Here is a 20,203-nt window from a genome sequence, read left to right on the forward strand (position 1 = left end):
AGACACCTTTCGTGACAAATTTAAAATTGTCTGTAAAATCTATGCTCAGATGCATTTAATTTATACAAAATAAATGTTAGAATATAAAGTAAACCACTAAATAAATTTTAAGATAGAGGCGAGTGATTTGATAGATATAAAAACGAAAAAAGAAATAGGTTATATGAAAGAAGCAGGTAAAATACTTGCATCTTGTCATAAAGAAATAAGCAAAATGATAAAGCCTGGCATAACTACCATGGAAATAGATGAATTTGTTGAGGATTATCTTAAAAAAAATAATGCTACACCAGAACAAAAAGGTTATATGGATTTTCCCTATGCCACATGTGCATCAGTAAATGACGAAATTTGCCATGGATTCCCAAGTAAAAAGCCTCTAAAAGAAGGAGATATAGTAACTATAGACATGGTTGTAAACTTAGATGGTTGGCTAGCTGACTCTGCATGGTCCTATGCAGTAGGCAAAATATCAAAGCAAGCAGAAGACCTTATGAAGGTTACAAAGGAGTGTCTTTACAAGGGAATAGCAAAGGCAACTGTTGGAAACCACATAGGTGACATAGGTCATGAAATTCAAACTTATGCAGAATCTTTAGGATATTCTGTAGTTCGTGATTATACCGGTCATGGCATAGGTAAAGTTATGCATGATGATATAGCAGTTCCTCACTATGGTAGACCAGGAAGAGGCATTAAGCTTAGAAATGGTATGGTAATTACAATAGAGCCTATGATAAATATAGGTTCTTATGAAACTATTACAGATGAAAATGGCTGGACAGCTCGTACAGTTGATGGAAGTCTGTCAGCTCAATACGAACATACCATTGCAATAACAGAAGACGGTCCATTAATTTTAACAGATCAAGACAATATATAACTTTAAGATCATTTTACAAATCAAAAAGAGTACTTGATAAAATTTTATCAAGTACTCTTTTTATATATTAAATACAGCCACTTAAAAACAATTTTTAGAATTTACATGGATGTATATGCCATATTTTATCTGCATACTCTTTTACACTTCTATCGCTGCTAAATTTACCTGCATTTGCAATATTAATCCAGCACTTTCTTGCCCAGGACATTCTGTCTTTGTATGCTTCATTTACCTTTGACTGAGTATTCCTATAATCTTCAAAATCTTTAAGCACAAAATAAGTATCTGCTCTATCTGTTTTTGTACTTTCAAGTAAAGAATTATAGAGATCTTCAAACATTCCAGTATCATTATCATCAAAAGTTCCATCTATTAATGTATTTACTACTCTTTTAAGTCCTGGCACAGTATTATAATATTCCTTAGGATCATAATTTTCCTTTATTTTCTCAAGCTCCTCAAAACGAGCACCGAATATAAAATTATTTTCCATACCTGCTTCTTGTACTATTTCTATATTAGCTCCATCGTAAGTACCTATAGTTGGACTTCCATTTAGCATAAGTTTCATATTTCCAGTGCCTGATGCTTCCTTACCTGCTGTTGAAATTTGCTCAGAAATATCTGCAGCTGGAAATAATTTTTCTCCATATGATACACCATAGTTCTGAATAAAAACTACTTTAATTTTCCCACTTATTGAAAAATCTTCATTTATGAGTTTAGCTATTTCATTGATATATTTTATTATAGCTTTAGCTCTAACATATCCCGGTGCTGCTTTTGCTCCAAAAATAAATGTCCTTGGTACAATATCCATTTCAGGATTTTCTTTTAATCTATAGTATAAATCTAAAATAGCAAATGCATTTAAAAGCTGCCTTTTATATTCATGTAATCTTTTAGCTTGAACGTCAAATATAGAATCAGGATCTATATTAATATTCTCATGAATTTTGATGTACTCTGCTAGCTGAACTTTTTTTATTCTTTTTATATCTAAAAATCTTTTTAACACTTCTTTATCATCTGCATATTTTTCAAGATTTTTTAACAATGGAAGATTTGTAATCCAGCTATCACTTTTTAACAGTTCCGTTATAAATGATGATAGTTCCCTATTGCAAAGCACACTCCACCTTCTAGGAGTAATTCCATTAGTTATGTTTAAAAATCTTTTACTATATAATTCATTCCAATCCTTAAGTTCTCTATTTTTAAGAATATTTGTGTGTATCTCTGCCACACCATTTGTATTATGAGAACTGTAGATTGCAAGATATGCCATTTTTATCTTTCCATTATATATTATTCTCATGGAATTTATTTTATCGTATCCATATCCTGCTGATTGAAGTTCTCTAATTAATCTTCTATCTATTTTTTTAATTATATTGTACACTTCTGGCAATAAATTTTTATATAATTTAGTATCCCATTCTTCAAGAGCTTCTCTCATTATAGTGTGATTTGTATATGAAAATGTATTTACAGTTATATTCCATGCATCTTCAAAATCTATACCCTCTTCATTTGTAAGTATTCTTATAAATTCAGGTATAGCTGAAACCGGATGAGTATCATTTAGTTGAATTGCATTGTATTTTGGGAATAATTTAAAATCGCTACCATGATATTTTTTAAATTTCTTAATTATATCTTTTAAAGCTGCACTTGTAAAAAAGTACTGTTGTCTAAGCCTTAATATTTTTCCAGCATCTGTAGAATCATTTGGATACAATACTCTTGATATATTATCTGCATTATTTTTTTCTTCAACTGATTCGTCATATTTCTGATTATTAAAAACATTAAAATCAAATTCATTTATAGGCTCTGCCTTAAAAAGTCTTAGTTTATTGATATTCTTTGTGCCATAACCAATAATTGGAGTATCATAAGGTACTGCTTTTACGCTGTAATCTGAAAAATCTACAGTTACAATATCCTCATCACATCTTATAGACCATGGGTCCCCATATTTAAGCCAATTGTCTGCACTTTCAACTTGAAATCCATCTTTAAAACTCTGCTTAAAAAGTCCATGACTATATCTAATTCCATATCCTGTAACAGGTAAATTTTGTGTAGCTGCTGAATCCATAAAACAAGCTGCTAATCTTCCAAGGCCTCCATTTCCAATCCCTGCATCTTCTTCTATTTCTTCAATATCATTTATATCTATGTTCATATCATTCAAAGCTTTTTTTATGTCTTCATAAATTCCTAGATTCATTAAATTATTTCCAAGTGCTCTGCCCATTAAAAATTCAGCAGAAAAATAATGAGATTGTTTATTTTTTGAATAAACTTCACAGGTTTTATTCCAATCATCAATTATTCTTATCATAATAGATTTAGAAATTGCATTATACTTTTGATAAGTTTTTGCATTGTCTAAATCTACTGCATAATCTATTTTAAGAAATCTCTGTACATCCTTTTTAAATTCATTTATATCTATCAAATTAATTACCTCCCATACAATTTTGTAATTCTATTAATTTTCCTTGCAAGTTTAATGTCAATATCACCTTTTTTAAGCCTCCACTGCCAGTTTCCACCTATTGTAGAAGGTATATTCATTCTGGCTTCATTACCAAGTCCAAGATAATCTTGAATTTGTATAATGGCTAATTTAGCCACAGAACTCAATGCTCCTCTTATAAATCCCCAATTATATCCTTCATCTTCAGTTAGTTTCAAATATCTTTTAGAAAATTCCACATCTTCTTTACTGGCATTTTCAAACCAGCCCATAATAGGTTCATTATCGTGAGTACCTATATATACCACACAATTCTTATCATAATTATGAGGGAGATAATCACTCTCTTCTCTACTATCAAAAGCAAATTCCAGTACTTTCATGCCAGGATATCCTGTAGCAATCCTAAAATTTATTACATCTTTAGTTAAATATCCAAGATCCTCTGCTATTATACTTACTTTTCCCAATTTGTCTTTAACTGCGTTAAATAATTTCATTCCAGGACCTTTTACCCACCTACCATCTATAGCTGTATTCTTACCATAAGGAATTTGCCAGAAAGATTCAAAACCTCTAAAATGATCTATTCTGATTACATCATATAAAGTAGCATTTTTTCTAATTCTCTCTATCCACCATTTATACCCGGTGCTTTCTAGATAATCCCAATTATATATAGGATTGCCCCATAATTGTCCCGTTTTTGAAAAAGCATCTGGTGGACACCCTGAAACTACAATGGGATCTTTGTTTTCATCTAATAAAAATACATCACTATTTGCCCAGGTATCTGCACTATCTGTAGCTGCATAAATAGGAATATCCCCTATAATTTTTATTCCCTTTTTATTAGCATAATTTTTCAAAGAAGTCCACTGCTTAAAAAATTCATATTGTAGAAATATCCAGTACTCTATTTCATGTTTAAGTTCTCTTTTATAATGAGAAATAGCAGATTTTTTTCTAAACTTAATATCATTTTCCCACATTTGCCAGGGCTTTAAATTAAACTTTGATTTTAAAGCCATATAAAGTGCATAATCTTCTAACCACAATTTATTTTCTTCTCTAAATTTATTTATAAAAGTATCATATTTTCCTATAGAATTCTCATAGGCAATTCTCAAAACTCTCATCTTATTTTTAAATATCTTATTATAATCTACTTTTTCAGCATCACTTCCAAAATCTACATTTTCATATGCTGACTTATCCAAAATTCCATCTGAATTTAAAATATCTAAATCTATAAAATAAGGATTCCCAGCAAAAGATGAAAAGGATTGATAAGGAGAATCACCTTCTCCTGTTGGTCCTAAAGGCAGAATTTGCCAATATCTTTGTCCTGCCTTTATTAAAAAATCTACAAAATTATATGCTTCTTTTCCAAAAGTTCCAATTCCATAGCTTTCTGGTAAAGACGTAATATGCATTAATATCCCACTGCTTCTCTTACTCATATCTAAAATTCTCCTTGCATAATTGATTCTAAATATATATTGTTTTCCTGCTTAAATTCCCTTCTTGATCTATTATTTCAAAATTCAGTTTATTCAATAAACTATTTTTACTATTTTCAACATCTATATTATAATCATTTCTTATTTTTTCAATTTTAATTGTTACCTTAGAATAATTTCCTTTTTGATAATCAAAACTTATTCCATCATCGTCATAATAAATATATTCAGCTTTATTTTCCACAAAAGCTATTACATCTAACTCTCTATTATCCAAACTATCTACATTATTAGCAGCATTTCCTATAATAAGCATACTATCTTTCCTTATAAAAATAGGTATCTCATCAAGTTTAACATCTAAATACATGTGTCCTTTTTTAACTACATTAAATTTTCTACTTTTAAAATCCGAAACCTTCCACAAAAGCATATCTTCAGGACAATATACATATCTTCCTGTAGAATTTTCCTCATATACTGGAGCTATCATAATAGATCCACCTACTAAAAGTTGATTTTCTATTCTCCTAGACATTTTATCATCATATTCAAAACAGATAGGCATAAAATACATATCATTATTTATAACAGACTTCATATATTCTGAATATATATAAGGTATTAATGCATACCTGAATTTTATTACATTTCTCAATATATCAGTAGTTTTATCATCAAATGAAAATGGTTCCTGATTCCTCGTTCCCATAGAAGAATGATTTCTAAAAAGTGGTGTAAATATACTAAATTCTGTCCATCTTATAACAAGCTGTGAATTAGCATCTTCATTAAATCCACCTGTATCTGCCCCAATATATAGAAATCCACACATATTTAAAGATGGCATCATTTTTATATTTAAAAGTATATGATCCCACCAGGAATGGTTATCCCCAGTCCATATTCCACCGTATTTATGCATTCCAATGTATGATGCTCTTGAAAAAAGCAAAAATCTCTTATTGTTGTATACTTCTCTAAGTCCTTCAGATGCACTCTTTAACATATTATATCCATACATATTATGCACCTTATAGTGATTAACTACATTTCCATCTACATTATGATATATAGACTTATAATCTTCATCAGCATTTGATATATTTAAAAATTTGCTTTTTAAATTAAAGAAAGAATATACATCTAAATTTTTTCCTTCACATTTTTTTGCTTCATTTAAAGCTTCTTTTAATCCTCTTTTAGTATAAAATAAAGTTGGTTCATTCATATCATTCCAGAAACCTTCAATTCCAATATCCGCAAGTATTTTATACTTAAGTCCAAACCATCTTCTTGCTTCTTTATTCAAAAAATCTGGGAAATGGCACAACCCCGGCCAAACTGCTGCAGTAAAATTTTTTCCTTCACTATCAGTGCAAAAATATCCTTTTTCAATTCCTTCCTCATAGACATTGTAACCTTTTTCTATTTTCACTCCTGCATCAATTATCGGGACAAGTCTAAATCCCTTATTTTTCATTTTCTTTATAAAGTTCTTAAAATTCGGGAAATTATCTTTATCAATAGTAAAATCTTTAAACTTATCCATATAATCAATATCTAAATAAATTGCATCGCAGGGAATATCATTTTTTATAAAACTATCTGCAATATTCAAAACTGTACTTTCATCTTTATAGCTCCACCTTGATTGTTGATATCCAAAAGCCCATTTTGGTGGAACATAGCTCTCACCTATTAACTTTAAAAACTTTCTTACAATAGATCTAGCACTATCACCATTTATTATATAAATATCAAAATTTTCTTCATCTAATGATATTCTTAGCTCATTGCTATTTGAAAATCCTACATCAAATACAACTTTTCCCGGGAAATCAACAAATACTCCAAACTTTTCCTCACCATCTAAAACTATAAAATTGTGAGCTCCATATAATGATTTCTTATTTGGAGTATGATTTGCATCATCTGTGCAAAAAGATTCGTATATTCCTCCTCTTTTATTTATTCCTCTCTGATTTTCACCAAGTCCAAATACAATTTGGGAATCGTCCATATTGTATATTAAATTAAATTTTTCTTCTTTACTTATTTTAAAAAATTCTATATCTTCTCTTGCAATTTCACTGCCTTTTAAAACTACAGTTTCTGTATCAAAGGGCTTTCCAAAAGTATACTTAGTTATATTTTCATCTAATTTGAAAGTTTTCATATTTAACACCACCTTATTTTATAGATCCTTGAGTTATACCTTTAACAATATGCTTTTGAGCTAAGAAGTAGAATACAATCATTGGTATTATTGATATTACAAGTCCTGCTAAAGCCAAGTTCCATTTCTTAGCGTATTGTCCGAAGAAATAAAACATTTTAAGTGGTATTGTTTGCCATTCAGGTTTATTTATTACAAGCTGAGGCAGGAGAAAATCATTCCATATCCACATTGAATTCAAAATACTTACTGTAACTGTTATTGGTTTTAAAAGTGGAAAAACAATAAACCAAAATATCTGAAATTTATTGCATCCATCTATGGTAGCAGCCTCTTCTAGTTCAACAGGTATACCTTTAATAAATCCATGATAGAGAATTATAGACAAACTTGAACCAAATCCAATATACATAAATATAAGCCCTCCAGGATTTAACAAGTGAAGTTTACCCATTATATGTACAAGAGGAAGCATTACAGCTTGAAATGGTACAAGCATTGCAAGTGCAAATAAGAAAAATATAAATTTACTCATCTTTGTCTTTTGTCTTACAAGAACCCAGGCTGTTATGGATGTGAAAATTATTATAAGCACTGTACTTATAACTGTTATAGTAAGTGAATTCAAAAATGATTTAAAAAAATTCAAATCTATAAATGCCTGTACATAATTTTCTAAAGTAAATACAGCTTTTGTTGGTAGCCCAATTGTATCCATATACAATCCTTTTTGGGTTTTAAAAGAATCTGTAACTGCTATATAAATTGGAAGTAAAAATATAATAGCTATAATAGTAGAAAATACATACCAAAGTATTTTCTTAAGAGTCTTCTTCTTCATTACATCTCTACCTCCTTCTTCTTACTAAAACTAAGCTGTGTTAAAGTTATAGCTGCAACTGTAATTAAGAATACTACTGCTTTTGCCTGAGCTATACTGAATTTATTATATACAAAAGCTGAATTATATATATTAAGTGCTAGCATTTCAGTAGATGAATAAGGCCCCCCAGCTGTAAGTGACAAGTTCTGATCATATAACTTAAAAGAATTTGAAAGTGTTAAGAAAAAACCTACTGTAAATGCTGGAGCTACCATTGGAATAATTACTTTTGTAAGTTTTTGAAAACTATTTGCTCCATCTATTTCAGCTGCCTCTATTAAATTTTCAGGAATACCTTCAATAGCCGCTATATAAACTACCATCATATAACCTGACATCTGCCACGACATAAGTATAACTAGTCCCCAAAATCCTGTACCTGTAGTTGACAACCATCCTTTAAGAAAATTCCACCCCAAAGCCGTACCTATAGAATCAAAAGCCTTAGTAAAAATAAATTGCCATATAAATCCTAGTATAAGGCCACCTATCATATTAGGCATAAAAAATATACTCCTTAAAAGAGAACTTGTCTTCATACCTCTTGTAACTAAAAGTGCAAGCCCAAATCCTATTAAATTTATTAAAACAACAGATACTATAGAAAATTTAGCTGTAAATATAAATGCTGATAGAAAATCACTATTGCCTTTAAAAATTGCTACATAATTTGATAGCCCCACAAATTTTGCATTGTTATCTATACCATTCCAATCAGTAAAAGAATAATATATTCCAAGAATTGCCGGTATAACAACAACTAGGAAAAATGCAATTAATACAGGTACCATAAAAAAATACATAGTCTTAGATTTTTTCATATTGCTCCTACCCCTTTCACCAATACTTTAACATGTTTAATAAGAAATTGATTATAATCTAAGGAGAGAATATTCTCTCCTCAACATCTTTATTTTCTCATTTCCTCCCATTGTGCTTGTGAATTGCTTATAACTTTGTCAAAGCTTTCTTGTCCAGCTAAATATTTTTGAATTTCTTTTCCTAAAACATCCTGGCCCCAACCACTAGGATATCCCATGAATACCCATGGTGTTGTCTTTCCTTCTTGGGCATATTTCTGTACATCTTGTCCAAGAGAGTCCTTTGGCTTCATATCACTATATGATTTTAGTGGTCCTATGAAAGAGAATTTGTTTACTACAATATCTTTACCTTCATCTGAAGTATATAACCAGTTTAAAAATTTCTTAGCTGCAGCCTGCTGCTCTTTTGAAGATTTACTATTAATTGCCCAGTACATAGGAACACCTACTGGAATTACATCTTCTTTTGCTCCTTGAATTGGAATTGGTAGTATACCAAGGTTACTAGCAACTTTTTCATCAACTTTTTTAACATCGTTTATTATCCAGTTTCCCTGTTGAATCATAGCAACACGCTGAATAGCAATTCCTTGTCCAACTTGAGTTGCATAATCAACTGCATTTAATTTTCCCTTTGAAGCAGCATTTGGTGAATAATTAGCTTCAAGGTCTATTATTTTTTTAAATCCATCTTTATATTTAAAGTCAACTTTCTTAGCTTTGTATGCATTTTCAGCACTCTTAAATTCAGGTGATAGAGCTGCATTTGAAGCATGAAGTCCTGTTACCCAAGTTTCCTTAGCTGGCATTTCAAATACTGCTTCTAACTTAGGATATTTAGATTTTAATGCTCCTGATTTTATCTTAGAATCCAATGTTTTAACTGCACTTTCAAGACTTGCATAATCTTTAATAGCGTTTACATCTATTCCAGCATCTTTAAAGATTGCTTTGTTATATACAAATCCATAACCTTCAATTGACATTGGCATTCCATATATCTTATTGTCCTCTGTAACTCCCTCAAGTAAACCATCTACACAATCTTTTACCCATGGTTCTGCTGATAAATCTGTAACTCTTGACTTCCAATCCTGAACATCTTGTGGTCCACCTATGTTAAATATTGTAGGTTCTTCACCAGATTGAACTTTTGCCCTTAGGGCAGCACCATAATCGTCTCCACCACCTACAGTTTGTATGTTAATCTTTACATTGTTGTTCTCGTTTTCATATTGCTTAGCAGCAGCTTCAAGTTCCTTTGCATTTTCAACTTTAAATTGAAACATGTCAATAGTTACCTGTTTGCCATTACCTCCAGAACTTGAACTACTTGATTCTGAATTCCCACAGCCAGCTAATGTTAATGATGACATAATCATAACAGAAGACATGGCCATTACTGCTAGTTTTTTAATTTTCAAAACAATCTCCCCCTAATAATTTTTTTATAAAATTTTATAAAAACAGAACTAATAAATTATATTAATCTTTTACAAGAATCTCTCTTTATTAATTCTGTATTTATCACTATATGCTTATTTCCAGATTTTCCTTTAATAATATTAAATAATATATCTACGCTTTTTTCTCCCATATCTTCCACTGGCTGTCTAATTGTAGTTATAGATGGATGAAAGTATTTTGCGTATTCTATATCATCAAAACCTATTATAGAAATATCCTCTGGAATTCTAAGTCCTCTCTTTAATATTGCCTTAGATGCTCCAATTGCCATAATATCACTTGATGCAAATATAGCAGTAATATTTAAATTCTTATCTAAAAGTTTATTTGCTGCATTAAAACCGGCTTCAAAAGTATACTCACCTTTTTCTGAAAAGGCTTCATTGTATTCAATGTTGTTTTCACGAAGAGCTCTTTTATACCCCTCAAGTCTAAGCCTTCCTACACTAGTACCTTTTTCACCACTGGTTATAACTCCAATATTTTTATGTCCTAAACTACATATATAATTTACCGCATCAAATGCTGCTTTTTCATTTTCTATAGTTACACTGGAAAAAAGTTCATTATCTATATTTTTTATACTATCTATAGATGTAAAAACTATTGGGGTATTCAAATCTTTAAGCTGCTTTTTACTCAAGTTATTAAAATATCCCCCTAAACATATAAGTCCTTTTAATCTTTTCTCCTTTATAAATTCCACAGCAGTTTCAAAATCATTTGGATTTTTATCATTGTAATGAAGAATCATTGAATATTCTTTTTCAGCTACTCTTTCTTCTATAATTTTTATCATCTTAGAAAAAAATGGATTATGGATTCCCTTAATTAAAACTCCTATATTATTTGATGTATTTCTCTTTAAATTTCTAGCACTGTTATTAGGCACATAATTTACTTTATTCATTACATTTAAAACTTTCTGTCTTGTTTCATCCTTTACATCAGGATGATTGTTTAATACCCTTGATACAGTACTAACTCCAACTCCTGCCATTTTCGATATATCTTTTATTGTTAAATTTGCCATTTACACCATCTATCCTTAACTTAAATTTTTCATTTTAATAACTAATTGACAACTTATGTATGGTAACGTTACTGGTAACGTTACCGAACTTTATAGTTATATTATACCACATTCCTCAAATTTTGAAATATGTTTTTTAAAAATATTTGTTATTTTTCTCTTTCCAAAGGTAAAATATTACTATAAATATTACTGATTCATGAAAGTTTCTTATATCAAATCCAGTATCTTTCTTAATCTTATTAAGCCTGTATATCAAAGTATTTCTATGAATATAAAGCTTTTTTGCTGTATTAGTTATATTGAGTTCACATCTAAAAAACTCCTGTATAGTAAATATCATATCTTTATCAAATTTAGATAACTTGTTTTCATATTTATACATCAATTCATCTTTTATATCGCTTTTTAAATTATTAATTATCTTTGTGAGCAATATATTTTTATAATAATATATATCACCTTTTATACAAAACTTTTTGCCAAGATCCATATTTTCTAAAGCTTCAAAGTATGATTTTCTTATATTTCTATAATCATTTATAGAATTTGATATACTAATATAGCACTTGCAATATAGATCACATATTATAGATTCTCTAATACCCTTTGCGTGTTCCTCTACCTCGTCAAAAGAACCTATTATTACAATATCATCTTTGTATATAACACTTATCATTTCAAAATCTTCATAAAGCTTGTTTATTATATCTAGAGCTTCAATTTTATTTCCATCCACATTAACAATAAAAAGATTACACTTTTGTGATATAAATGGTATTGCATTTTTAATACTATTTATATCAACTTTCTTTCCATCTAATATATCAACTATCACTTTTTGATTACTACTTACTATGTTCTTATATTTATCTGTAATAATATATTCTAAAAGTCTTGAATTATTCTCATATTGTTTAGGTATATACAGTCTTACCTTCTTATTATTTAATGATAAATTTAAAGATACAACTTCGCAATTTTTCACATCAAATCCTTTAAATATTTCACGTCCATTATTTTCAATTAAATTAAATTTACTTCCTGTAGTTTTAGATAATTGCTTTAAAAAATTAGTGAAACTATCCATTTTATTTCTCCCAAAATAAGTTATGAAATTGCAAGTTTAGTATCTTTATCAAAAGCATAAATTTTAGTTGGATCAAGTGCTACATTTATACTTTCCCCTATTTTAACATTAGATGTTCCATTTACCCTTGCTGTTATTTTAATACCATTTTTAGATAAATATATATAAGTTTCTGCACCCATAAGTTCAATTAAATCAACATTTAATTTTATTGTAGAATTTTTAAATTTATTAATACTTTCTTCTGTATCACTTATATTTTCAGGCCTTATCCCCAATATTATTTCTTTTCCAATATATCCTTTTTCCTTTAAAATTTTAGACATATTCTCTTCCAAAAGTATTTCGTTTTCTCCAAATACAGCTTTAATTCTTCCATCTACATCTTCAAGTTTTGCATTAATAAAATTCATTTGAGGACTTCCTATAAATCCAGCTACAAATACGTTTACAGGATTGTTATATATATTTTGAGGCGTATCAACCTGCTGAATAACTCCATCTTTTATAACTACAATTCTACTACCAAGTGTCATAGCTTCTGTTTGGTCATGTGTAACATATATAAAAGTTGTTTGTAATCTTTTATGCAATTTTGATATTTCTGTTCTCATTTGCACTCTCAACTTGGCATCCAAATTTGACAATGGCTCATCCATCAAAAATACCATTGGATTTCTAACTATTGATCTTCCCATGGCAACTCTTTGCCTCTGACCTCCTGATAGTGCTTTTGGTTTTCTATCTAATAATTTAGTTAAATCAAGAATTTCAGCTGCTTCTCTTACTTTTCTATCTATTTCATCTTTAGGTACTTTTTTAAGTTTAAGTGCAAAAGCCATATTATTATAAACAGTCATATGCGGATACAATGCATAATTTTGAAAAACCATCGCTATATCTCTATTTTTAGGAGATACATCATTCACGAGTTTGTCCCCTATATAAAGTTCTCCTTTTGTTATTTCTTCAAGTCCAGCAATCATTCTAAGTACAGTAGACTTACCACATCCTGATGGTCCTACAAATACTATAAATTCTTTATCCTTTATTTCAAGATTGAAATCCTTAACTGCTTCTACATTACCTGGATATACTTTCCATATATGTTTTAAAGATACCTTTGCCATTTAAAACTCCTCCTATAAAAATATTTATATGATTATTTTAACATTACAGTTTTTAATTTTCTATTTACAGAATCTCCAAATTTTATATATTTTTTTTGTAAAAAAATACAACACATAACCTTAAACATTATTTTATAAATAGAAAAAGTACCTAATAAAATTTTATCAGATACTTTTTCCTCTATTACTCATATTCCCCTTTATATATTATTTTATAATCAGAATAATCATATTCATTCTTACTTAAATCATAGGTGTATTTAATTTCCACTTTTGAAACTATATAAGAGCTTTGAGATGCATAATTTCCTGTAGAATTCATTACAAGTGTAAATAAAATATAGTCCTCTTTATGAATATCACGAGTTATACTACTTACATATGTTTTATGAACTTCCATTTCATTTTCATACATGCTTGAGTCTGCATCATCTACAGAAAGCTTTTCTATACTGTCAATATTTCCATCTTCATCTACTTTTAATTTGCTGTAATTTTTCTTGTACTTATTTATCAATTCATATATTCCTGACTCTGCACTGTAATAGGCATGTATCTTATCCAATGCATTAGAAGACAAGCTACGATTTTTTATGCTTGTATCTATCATAAATACAGCCATTGAAAACACAACCATCATAACAATAATAACAATTAAAAGAGCTACACCTTTCTTTTTCATAAAATCCCCACTTTACTTATCCACATTTATAGCAGTGTCACTTGTAAAACCATAAGAAGAAACAGTAACTTGTAAGACTCCAGCTTCATTTAAATCATTCTTTATAGTAACTTCATCTATACCGGTAGATTTTCTTCCGTATTTATCTGATAAAGTCTTAGTATTCTTATTATATATAAGTCCTAATGAATCCAAGCTCTCATAATCAAAACTATCTTTATAACTATTTTCCCGCAAACTTGCTGTAATCATAGTCATAGCTTTATTCAAATTATATTGAGTATTTATATTGTCTTTAAAATTAAAGGACTCCTTAACTTGGACAGAAAACATGTTGTATAAAAATATTGAAAACACAGAAAAAATAGATATAGCTATCATGAGCTCAATTAACGTAAATCCTTTCTCTTTCATAGAATCACCTAATTCCCAACTTTAAGATTGATCTAAAAAGTGTGTTACAAGTTTCACTTCATTTTCATCATCATTCTCTTTTATGCGTACATTAACCGTGAATTTAAATAACTTCCCACCCTCATCTTTTGCAACTTCACTTATATAATATCCATCTTTTTTCTTATAGCTACTACTAGTGTATTTCTCAGGATCATTTTTCATTTCCTCTACACACTTTTGAGCTTCCATCATCATGTCTTGCTTTTTAAGCTGCATATTTATATTACCGTTTGCTGCAATATTAAGCTTTATTACAATAACTGAAAATATAGCAAATATGGCTGTTGCCATCATAACTTCTATATAAGTAAAACCTCTTTTTTTCATTTTACTCTCCTAATTTAATTAGTACATTTAATTTTCAACGTACTTATAAAATGCTTTATTTATTTTATCCTTAACTTCATCTGTGTATTGATTACTATCTAGTGAAGTCATAGTTAAAGTAGATTTTAACTTAGTATTAATATCTTTTGCAATAATTGATGAATTGTTCAATGTTACATTATTAAAATTAGAACTGGTAGGAAAATCCATTTTTCCTGTACAATAAATTATGAATTTATCTAATATCAAATTATCATTATCACTAATATCCCCATTAATAGTACAATCTCCATTTATAATCACAAATTTATATTTATCTGGATCAATAGAATTATTAAGAACTTGTTTCAATGCACTAGTATCTGATCCTTTTATTACAGATACATCAATATCCGAGTCACTTTTATCATATGGATTGTCTGAAGTATTGTAGGTAATTCCTGTTTTCAAATTTTTAATACTCTTTAATTTATTTATATTTGATATTAAATTAGGTCTTACCGCTGGAGATGTAGGCTCATCTACTAGATTAGATGTAGTTATTGTTCTATATTTTTTAACTCCCTTCTTAGCTGACAGATATACATTTGCATCTATATTAACTTGTTTTCCATTGTTGTTGAAAATAATACTCCCATAATTTGAAATCATGCTTATAGGTGCATTAGTATTTATTTTATAGTCAAAAATTATATCTTCTCCTGCTTCAATATATGCTGAACTTTCATCATCAACACTCAATTCTTTATCAACATTATCAAATGTAATCTTTCCACCTGCTATAGCTGAGAATCTAGTGTTTTGTGCTACTATATTATTTTGAAACTTAATGTCCCCTCTACTTTCTATCTGTGCAGTTCCTCCGTCAAATTTAGTATTTATACTGGATTTTGCAAAAGTTATATCACCTGTTCCATTAATATAGAAATCATTTGTACTTGAATTTTCATTTATATATACATTATTACCTTGTATATTGCAAGTACCTGAAACATTCAAGTTGTCATTTTTTCCATTTCCAAGATTTATATTGCTGCTAGAATTGACTCCAACTATATTTAAGTCCTGTGAGATATCTGTACTATTTTGCATTATACTGACACTATTTCCTTGTAAATATACAGAACCAGCTATATCCATAGATCCACTTCCGCTATTTCCTAAACTAATATTACTACTTCCATCTCCAAATATACTCAAGCAGTTTTCATCAAAAATATCTGCAATATCGCTATCACTATCATCATTACCCTGTTCATCATCATTTCCCTGTTCATCATCATTACCCTGATTGTCATCACTTAATTCCATATCAGCAAGAGATGGAGGAAATTTAATTATATAAGGACTTATTATATTTCCATAATTGTCAACACCATATAGTGCATATCCACCTTTATTTCCATACACTACTACAACTGTACTTCCTTTAATATCTTCACCCTTTGGGAATGAATTGCTTTTGGTTATGCTATTGCTTGTAGGAAGATCCCCTGTAGAATAATATATTAAAACAGATGCGTTTTTAGATGGTGCATTTTCTTTAATTTCCCCTTGAGATAAAATCTTTTCACTGCCATTAAAGGGATTTTTAAGAGCATTACTTTCGGAAAAATTTGAATTCATATCACTTAAAATATCTTCTGCTATACTTGAAAGCGTAGTTGCATCATTTTTATCTCCAATTTTTATACTATCTTTTCCTGATCTATTATCAAGATAAGTTCTAACTAAAAGCACATTTGTAGACACTTTATTATTCTTAGATTCAACTCTTACTGCTCCTACTTTAGGTACTAAAATTATTGACAGAAGGCTTATAATAGATATCACTATCATAATCTCTATTAATGTAAATCCCTTTTTCCTATAAATCACCTTAATCACCTCCTATTTAATATTTATTTGAACATGTCAGAAATGCTGCCAAAACCTTCCTTTTCACTGTTATAAAACACATAATTTTTTGGATATATAGTTTTGTAATCTCCTTTTATGTACTCATTAAAAATAATTTCTGCTCCAAGTAAATCGCTATCTTCAAAATAACTGTCTTCTAAATCACTATCTTCAAATAAATCTGTACTCTCGGAATCATCAACTTCTGAAGATCCATTTTCTCCTTTAGAAGTACCTTCATAACTTGGTAAATACATCTTTATTTCTTTTACATTTAACCTTCTACTTGTGATACTATTTAAATTTTCAATAAATTTTTCTACATCTTGTTTATTAGCCTCTATTTTTAAATCAACCTCAAGTCTATGAAAATTACTATTTCCCACTTCAGTTGAATCCAATAGTTCAAAGTTAATTCTGCTATCTGTAATATTATATAGACTACACTGATTATAAAAGTCATATATAAGCTGAGGTGTGTCAACAATTTTAGGGACCATAACATCATAACTTACTACTTGTTTTTTTAAATCTTCTATTTCTTTCTTTTTAATATCAATAGATTTCTTTTCATTTTCTAAATCATTTAATTTTTTCTGCTTTAAAGCATAATTTTGCTTAGTTTCATTAACATAATCAAGCTGACTTTTTATAAAATATGTGTATATTATGTAATTTACTCCTATAAATATTATAGCTATAAGAATCATTAAATCCCTTTTATTTTTCTCCACTTATATCCACACCCTTGTAGGAATCTAGTATTTTTAAATTTAAGTCTATCTCTCCAACCTTGTCATTTAAATTTACATTTGGAAGTTCAACAAATTCAAATATCTTCATCTTATTTATTGCTGCAATTATACTTGCTGTATCAACAGTTTGTCCATTTGAACCTAACACTACATATACATCATTTTTATCAAAATCAATATATTTTATATGCGCATAGTCTGGAAGTCCCATTCTAAATGTATTTAATATCCCTAAATAGTCAAATTCATCATCTTTCATCTTTTTTATATTTGTAATCATATTTTCATATTGCTTTTTCTCACTTTCAAGCTTATCTGAAGTTTCCTCTACATAGCTTAAGGAGTTTATCTTTTCTTCAATATCTCCTGTATCATACTTATTTGTAACTATATTTCTATATACAACAGTCCATGCAACAACTATACATGTTATAATAAAAAGCACTGCAACTTCAATTTTAATAATTCTATTGTCATCTTTTTTATTATCTTTTTTTATTTTCAATATATCTACAAAGTCTATATTCTTATTATATATACTCTTTACAGATGTATAACTTCCAAATATATCTATATATAAATTTGGATTAATAAAATTTTTCCCAATAGATCTCTTAAATCTTTTTTTATAAAATCCAGTTACTATTTTAATGTCATTGTGACTTTCTATTAGATTATACAAATTTTTATTGTTATAAAATTCTCCAACAAGGTACATACTATCAATTCTATCTCCAAAATGTCTACTAGAATAGAAATTAAGAAAATAGTCTATATTTTCAATTACTTCATCAAATTTTTCTTCATTTTCATCGTAATTTTCATTTGAAATGCCAGAATAAAGAAATATCTTATCTCCATCCAATATTGTAATTGTACTTTTCCCACTATTTACATCAACAATAATTTTGCTAGTATCTAATTTATCTAAGAATAGATTTGATATACAATCAGGATATATTGCTATAGAATATGGGGAAAATCCACAGTAGGTTACAAATTCAACTGCCTGCTTTAGCTTTCCTCTTGGAACAACAGCTATCATTATTGACATTTTTTTGTCTTTTCCTCTTTTATCAATAGAGATAACTTCATAATCATAATAATAGTCTTCCATATTTACAGCAAAATACTCATTTATATTGTTTTTTACAAAACTTTTCAAGTTTCTCTTGCTCATTATAGGAATATCTATAATTCGAGTTATAATATTTTCAAAATTAAGTATAATCTCAGTTTTTTTACTTTTAATCTTATATTTTTCTCTAATATTTTTAACTTGATTTAAACCGTATTCACTAGCATAAGGCTGTCCTTCTATTTTAACTGCATCTTTTATCTTTACCTTATTAAATAACTTAGATACAACAGCAGCATCTACATAATTGTCTTTAAAACTAAATACCATTTGGAAAGACATAACACTAAACCTCCAACCAATATAATTATTTCATACTCTGAGTCAACTGCATCATAGGAAGTGCCATGCCTAGTATAACAGCGCCTACTACAATACCAATAATCAATGTTAACATTGGCTCCACAAGTGCCATAAGTCTTCCTATACTAGCATCTACTCTTTCATCATATATATCAGCTAACTTAGTCATAATCTCATCCATAGTTCCTGTTTCCTCTCCTATCCTTATCATTTCAGTTACAATAGGACCAAAAATATGTTGTTGTTCAATAGACTCTGCAAACTTTTCTCCTTTAATCAACTGATCTCTTGCTTTTTCTATTTTCTTAGATATGAATTCATTATCAACAATAAATTTTATATTTTCCATTACAGTTACAATTGGAACTGCAGCTTTTAAAAATATACCCATACTTCGAGTAAATCTTGCAGTTATAACATCAATTTTTACCTGTCCAAGTACCGGAATTTTAAGTATCAATTTATCAAATAAAAAGGCTATTTTAGGAAATGACCTTATATTCTTTATAAAAATTACAATTCCAATTATAAATACAATCAGGTAGACATAGTAATTATTGAAGAAATTCATAAGTGAAATTACAATAATTGTTACAAGAGATAGTTTCATTCCTACAAACAAAGTCTTTATTTCAGGAAATATAACAAAATTAAAAAATAACATCATTAAAAAAGCCACAACTAAAATAATCATAGGATACATAGATGCATTTTTAACCTTATTTTTTATATTAAGCTCTTTTTTATAAAAATCCTCCATGCTGTATAGTATTGTGTCCACATTTCCGCTTATCTCTCCTGTTGTGACCATATCTGTAAGCAATTTTGGAAACTGTCCAGAAGACCTCATGGATTCTGCAAGACTATCTCCCTTTCTTATACCTTCAGATATATTTAAAAGTATCTTTTTCATATTCTTATTTTTAGTCTGCTTTCCCATTATTTCAAGTCCCTTTATAAGGCTTACACCAGAACTTAAGATTAGTGCAGTTTGACCACAAAAGTTGGCTAGCTCCTTATTACTCAGTTTTTTTCTAAAATTCTTTAAAAAGTCATATTTTTCCTTTATATATATGATTTTAAGGCCTCTACCCTTTAACCTGCTCATTGCAATATCAATATTATTTTCTTCAATTTCAGATTTTATCACTTGAAATTTATCATTCCAGGCTTTATATACAAATTTTTTCATAATTAATT

17 protein-coding genes are annotated in these 20,203 nt (G+C 28.7%); 1 reads left to right on the forward strand and 16 read right to left on the reverse strand.

The features are described 5' to 3' along the window. Positions 1-127: 127 nt before the first annotated feature. Entirely contained in the window at positions 128-883 is a 756-nt protein-coding gene (map, locus tag H2684_RS01415; protein ID WP_182087567.1) for a type I methionyl aminopeptidase, read from the forward strand. A 94-nt stretch (positions 884-977) separates the two neighbouring features. On the opposite strand, the gene H2684_RS01420 is transcribed toward map, so the two are convergent. The 16 genes from H2684_RS01420 to H2684_RS01495 all read right to left on the reverse strand — a co-directional run bounded on the left by H2684_RS01420 (position 978) and on the right by H2684_RS01495 (position 20,195). After that, positions 978-3,350 carry a glycogen/starch/alpha-glucan phosphorylase gene (locus tag H2684_RS01420; protein ID WP_182087720.1) on the reverse strand — a complete coding sequence of 791 codons (2,373 nt, stop codon included), beginning with the start codon at positions 3,348-3,350 and terminating at the stop codon, positions 978-980. Between the two features lie 8 nt (positions 3,351-3,358). Continuing rightward, the gene (malQ, locus tag H2684_RS01425; protein WP_347707503.1) at positions 3,359-4,846 is read right to left on the reverse strand and encodes a 4-alpha-glucanotransferase; all 1,488 of its coding nucleotides are present in this window, start codon (positions 4,844-4,846) and stop codon (positions 3,359-3,361) included. A 19-nt stretch (positions 4,847-4,865) separates the two neighbouring features. Beyond that, entirely contained in the window at positions 4,866-7,016 is a 2,151-nt protein-coding gene (locus H2684_RS01430) for a TIM-barrel domain-containing protein (RefSeq protein WP_182087569.1), read from the reverse strand. A gap of 13 nt (positions 7,017-7,029) precedes the next feature. Then, the gene (locus tag H2684_RS01435; RefSeq protein WP_182087570.1) at positions 7,030-7,857 is read right to left on the reverse strand and encodes a carbohydrate ABC transporter permease; all 828 of its coding nucleotides are present in this window, start codon (positions 7,855-7,857) and stop codon (positions 7,030-7,032) included. Beyond that, positions 7,857-8,720: a sugar ABC transporter permease gene (locus H2684_RS01440; protein ID WP_182087571.1), complete on the reverse strand. Its 864-nt coding sequence runs from the start codon at positions 8,718-8,720 to the stop codon at positions 7,857-7,859. Before H2684_RS01440 ends, H2684_RS01435 begins: the two co-directional genes overlap by 1 nt. 89 nt (positions 8,721-8,809) lie before the next feature. Continuing rightward, positions 8,810-10,147, reverse strand: coding sequence for an ABC transporter substrate-binding protein (locus H2684_RS01445; protein ID WP_243159243.1), 1,338 nt, complete (start codon positions 10,145-10,147; stop codon positions 8,810-8,812). Positions 10,148-10,203: 56 nt separating this feature from the next. After that, positions 10,204-11,223 (reverse strand): LacI family DNA-binding transcriptional regulator, encoded by a 1,020-nt coding sequence (locus H2684_RS01450; RefSeq protein WP_182087572.1) that lies wholly within the window; start codon positions 11,221-11,223, stop codon positions 10,204-10,206. Between the two features lie 136 nt (positions 11,224-11,359). Then, positions 11,360-12,313, reverse strand: coding sequence for a helix-turn-helix domain-containing protein (locus tag H2684_RS01455; RefSeq protein WP_182087573.1), 954 nt, complete (start codon positions 12,311-12,313; stop codon positions 11,360-11,362). Positions 12,314-12,333: 20 nt separating this feature from the next. Further along, positions 12,334-13,443 (reverse strand): sn-glycerol-3-phosphate ABC transporter ATP-binding protein UgpC, encoded by a 1,110-nt coding sequence (gene ugpC, locus H2684_RS01460; RefSeq protein WP_182087574.1) that lies wholly within the window; start codon positions 13,441-13,443, stop codon positions 12,334-12,336. Positions 13,444-13,627: 184 nt separating this feature from the next. Next, entirely contained in the window at positions 13,628-14,125 is a 498-nt protein-coding gene (locus H2684_RS01465) for a pilus assembly PilX N-terminal domain-containing protein (protein WP_182087575.1), read from the reverse strand. A 12-nt stretch (positions 14,126-14,137) separates the two neighbouring features. Then, entirely contained in the window at positions 14,138-14,539 is a 402-nt protein-coding gene (locus H2684_RS01470; protein ID WP_182087576.1) for a prepilin-type N-terminal cleavage/methylation domain-containing protein, read from the reverse strand. Between the two features lie 21 nt (positions 14,540-14,560). Continuing rightward, complete coding sequence (locus H2684_RS01475; protein ID WP_182087577.1) at positions 14,561-14,908, reverse strand: prepilin-type N-terminal cleavage/methylation domain-containing protein; 348 nt, start codon at positions 14,906-14,908, stop codon at positions 14,561-14,563. A 27-nt stretch (positions 14,909-14,935) separates the two neighbouring features. Then, the gene (locus H2684_RS01480) at positions 14,936-16,786 is read right to left on the reverse strand and encodes a prepilin-type N-terminal cleavage/methylation domain-containing protein (protein WP_182087578.1); all 1,851 of its coding nucleotides are present in this window, start codon (positions 16,784-16,786) and stop codon (positions 14,936-14,938) included. 23 nt (positions 16,787-16,809) lie between these two features. Beyond that, positions 16,810-17,541, reverse strand: coding sequence for a hypothetical protein (locus H2684_RS01485; protein ID WP_182087579.1), 732 nt, complete (start codon positions 17,539-17,541; stop codon positions 16,810-16,812). Then, positions 17,528-18,982, reverse strand: coding sequence for a hypothetical protein (locus H2684_RS01490; RefSeq protein ID WP_182087580.1), 1,455 nt, complete (start codon positions 18,980-18,982; stop codon positions 17,528-17,530). The genes H2684_RS01485 and H2684_RS01490 overlap by 14 nt, the downstream gene beginning before the upstream one ends. A gap of 25 nt (positions 18,983-19,007) precedes the next feature. Then, positions 19,008-20,195: a type II secretion system F family protein gene (locus tag H2684_RS01495; RefSeq protein WP_182087581.1), complete on the reverse strand. Its 1,188-nt coding sequence runs from the start codon at positions 20,193-20,195 to the stop codon at positions 19,008-19,010. Positions 20,196-20,203 lie beyond the last annotated feature (8 nt).

It is taken from the genome of Clostridium sp. cel8, assembly GCF_014050525.1.
In the GTDB taxonomy this organism is placed as follows: Bacteria; Bacillota; Clostridia; order Clostridiales; family Clostridiaceae; genus Clostridium_B.

What these genes read in the sequence shown, in the direction of transcription:
- H2684_RS01430 (WP_182087569.1), bottom strand. Translation starts at nt 7,016, where the DNA reads ATGAAAACTTTCAAATTAGATGAAAATATAACTAAGTATACTTTTGGA.
- H2684_RS01435 (WP_182087570.1), bottom strand. Translation starts at nt 7,857, where the DNA reads ATGAAGAAGAAGACTCTTAAGAAAATACTTTGGTATGTATTTTCTACT.
- H2684_RS01440 (WP_182087571.1), bottom strand. Translation starts at nt 8,720, where the DNA reads ATGAAAAAATCTAAGACTATGTATTTTTTTATGGTACCTGTATTAATT.
- H2684_RS01450 (WP_182087572.1), bottom strand. Translation starts at nt 11,223, where the DNA reads ATGGCAAATTTAACAATAAAAGATATATCGAAAATGGCAGGAGTTGGA.
- H2684_RS01455 (WP_182087573.1), bottom strand. Translation starts at nt 12,313, where the DNA reads ATGGATAGTTTCACTAATTTTTTAAAGCAATTATCTAAAACTACAGGA.
- ugpC (WP_182087574.1), bottom strand. Translation starts at nt 13,443, where the DNA reads ATGGCAAAGGTATCTTTAAAACATATATGGAAAGTATATCCAGGTAAT.
- H2684_RS01465 (WP_182087575.1), bottom strand. Translation starts at nt 14,125, where the DNA reads ATGAAAAAGAAAGGTGTAGCTCTTTTAATTGTTATTATTGTTATGATG.
- H2684_RS01470 (WP_182087576.1), bottom strand. Translation starts at nt 14,539, where the DNA reads ATGAAAGAGAAAGGATTTACGTTAATTGAGCTCATGATAGCTATATCT.
- H2684_RS01475 (WP_182087577.1), bottom strand. Translation starts at nt 14,908, where the DNA reads ATGAAAAAAAGAGGTTTTACTTATATAGAAGTTATGATGGCAACAGCC.
- H2684_RS01490 (WP_182087580.1), bottom strand. Translation starts at nt 18,982, where the DNA reads ATGTCTTTCCAAATGGTATTTAGTTTTAAAGACAATTATGTAGATGCT.
- H2684_RS01495 (WP_182087581.1), bottom strand. Translation starts at nt 20,195, where the DNA reads ATGAAAAAATTTGTATATAAAGCCTGGAATGATAAATTTCAAGTGATA.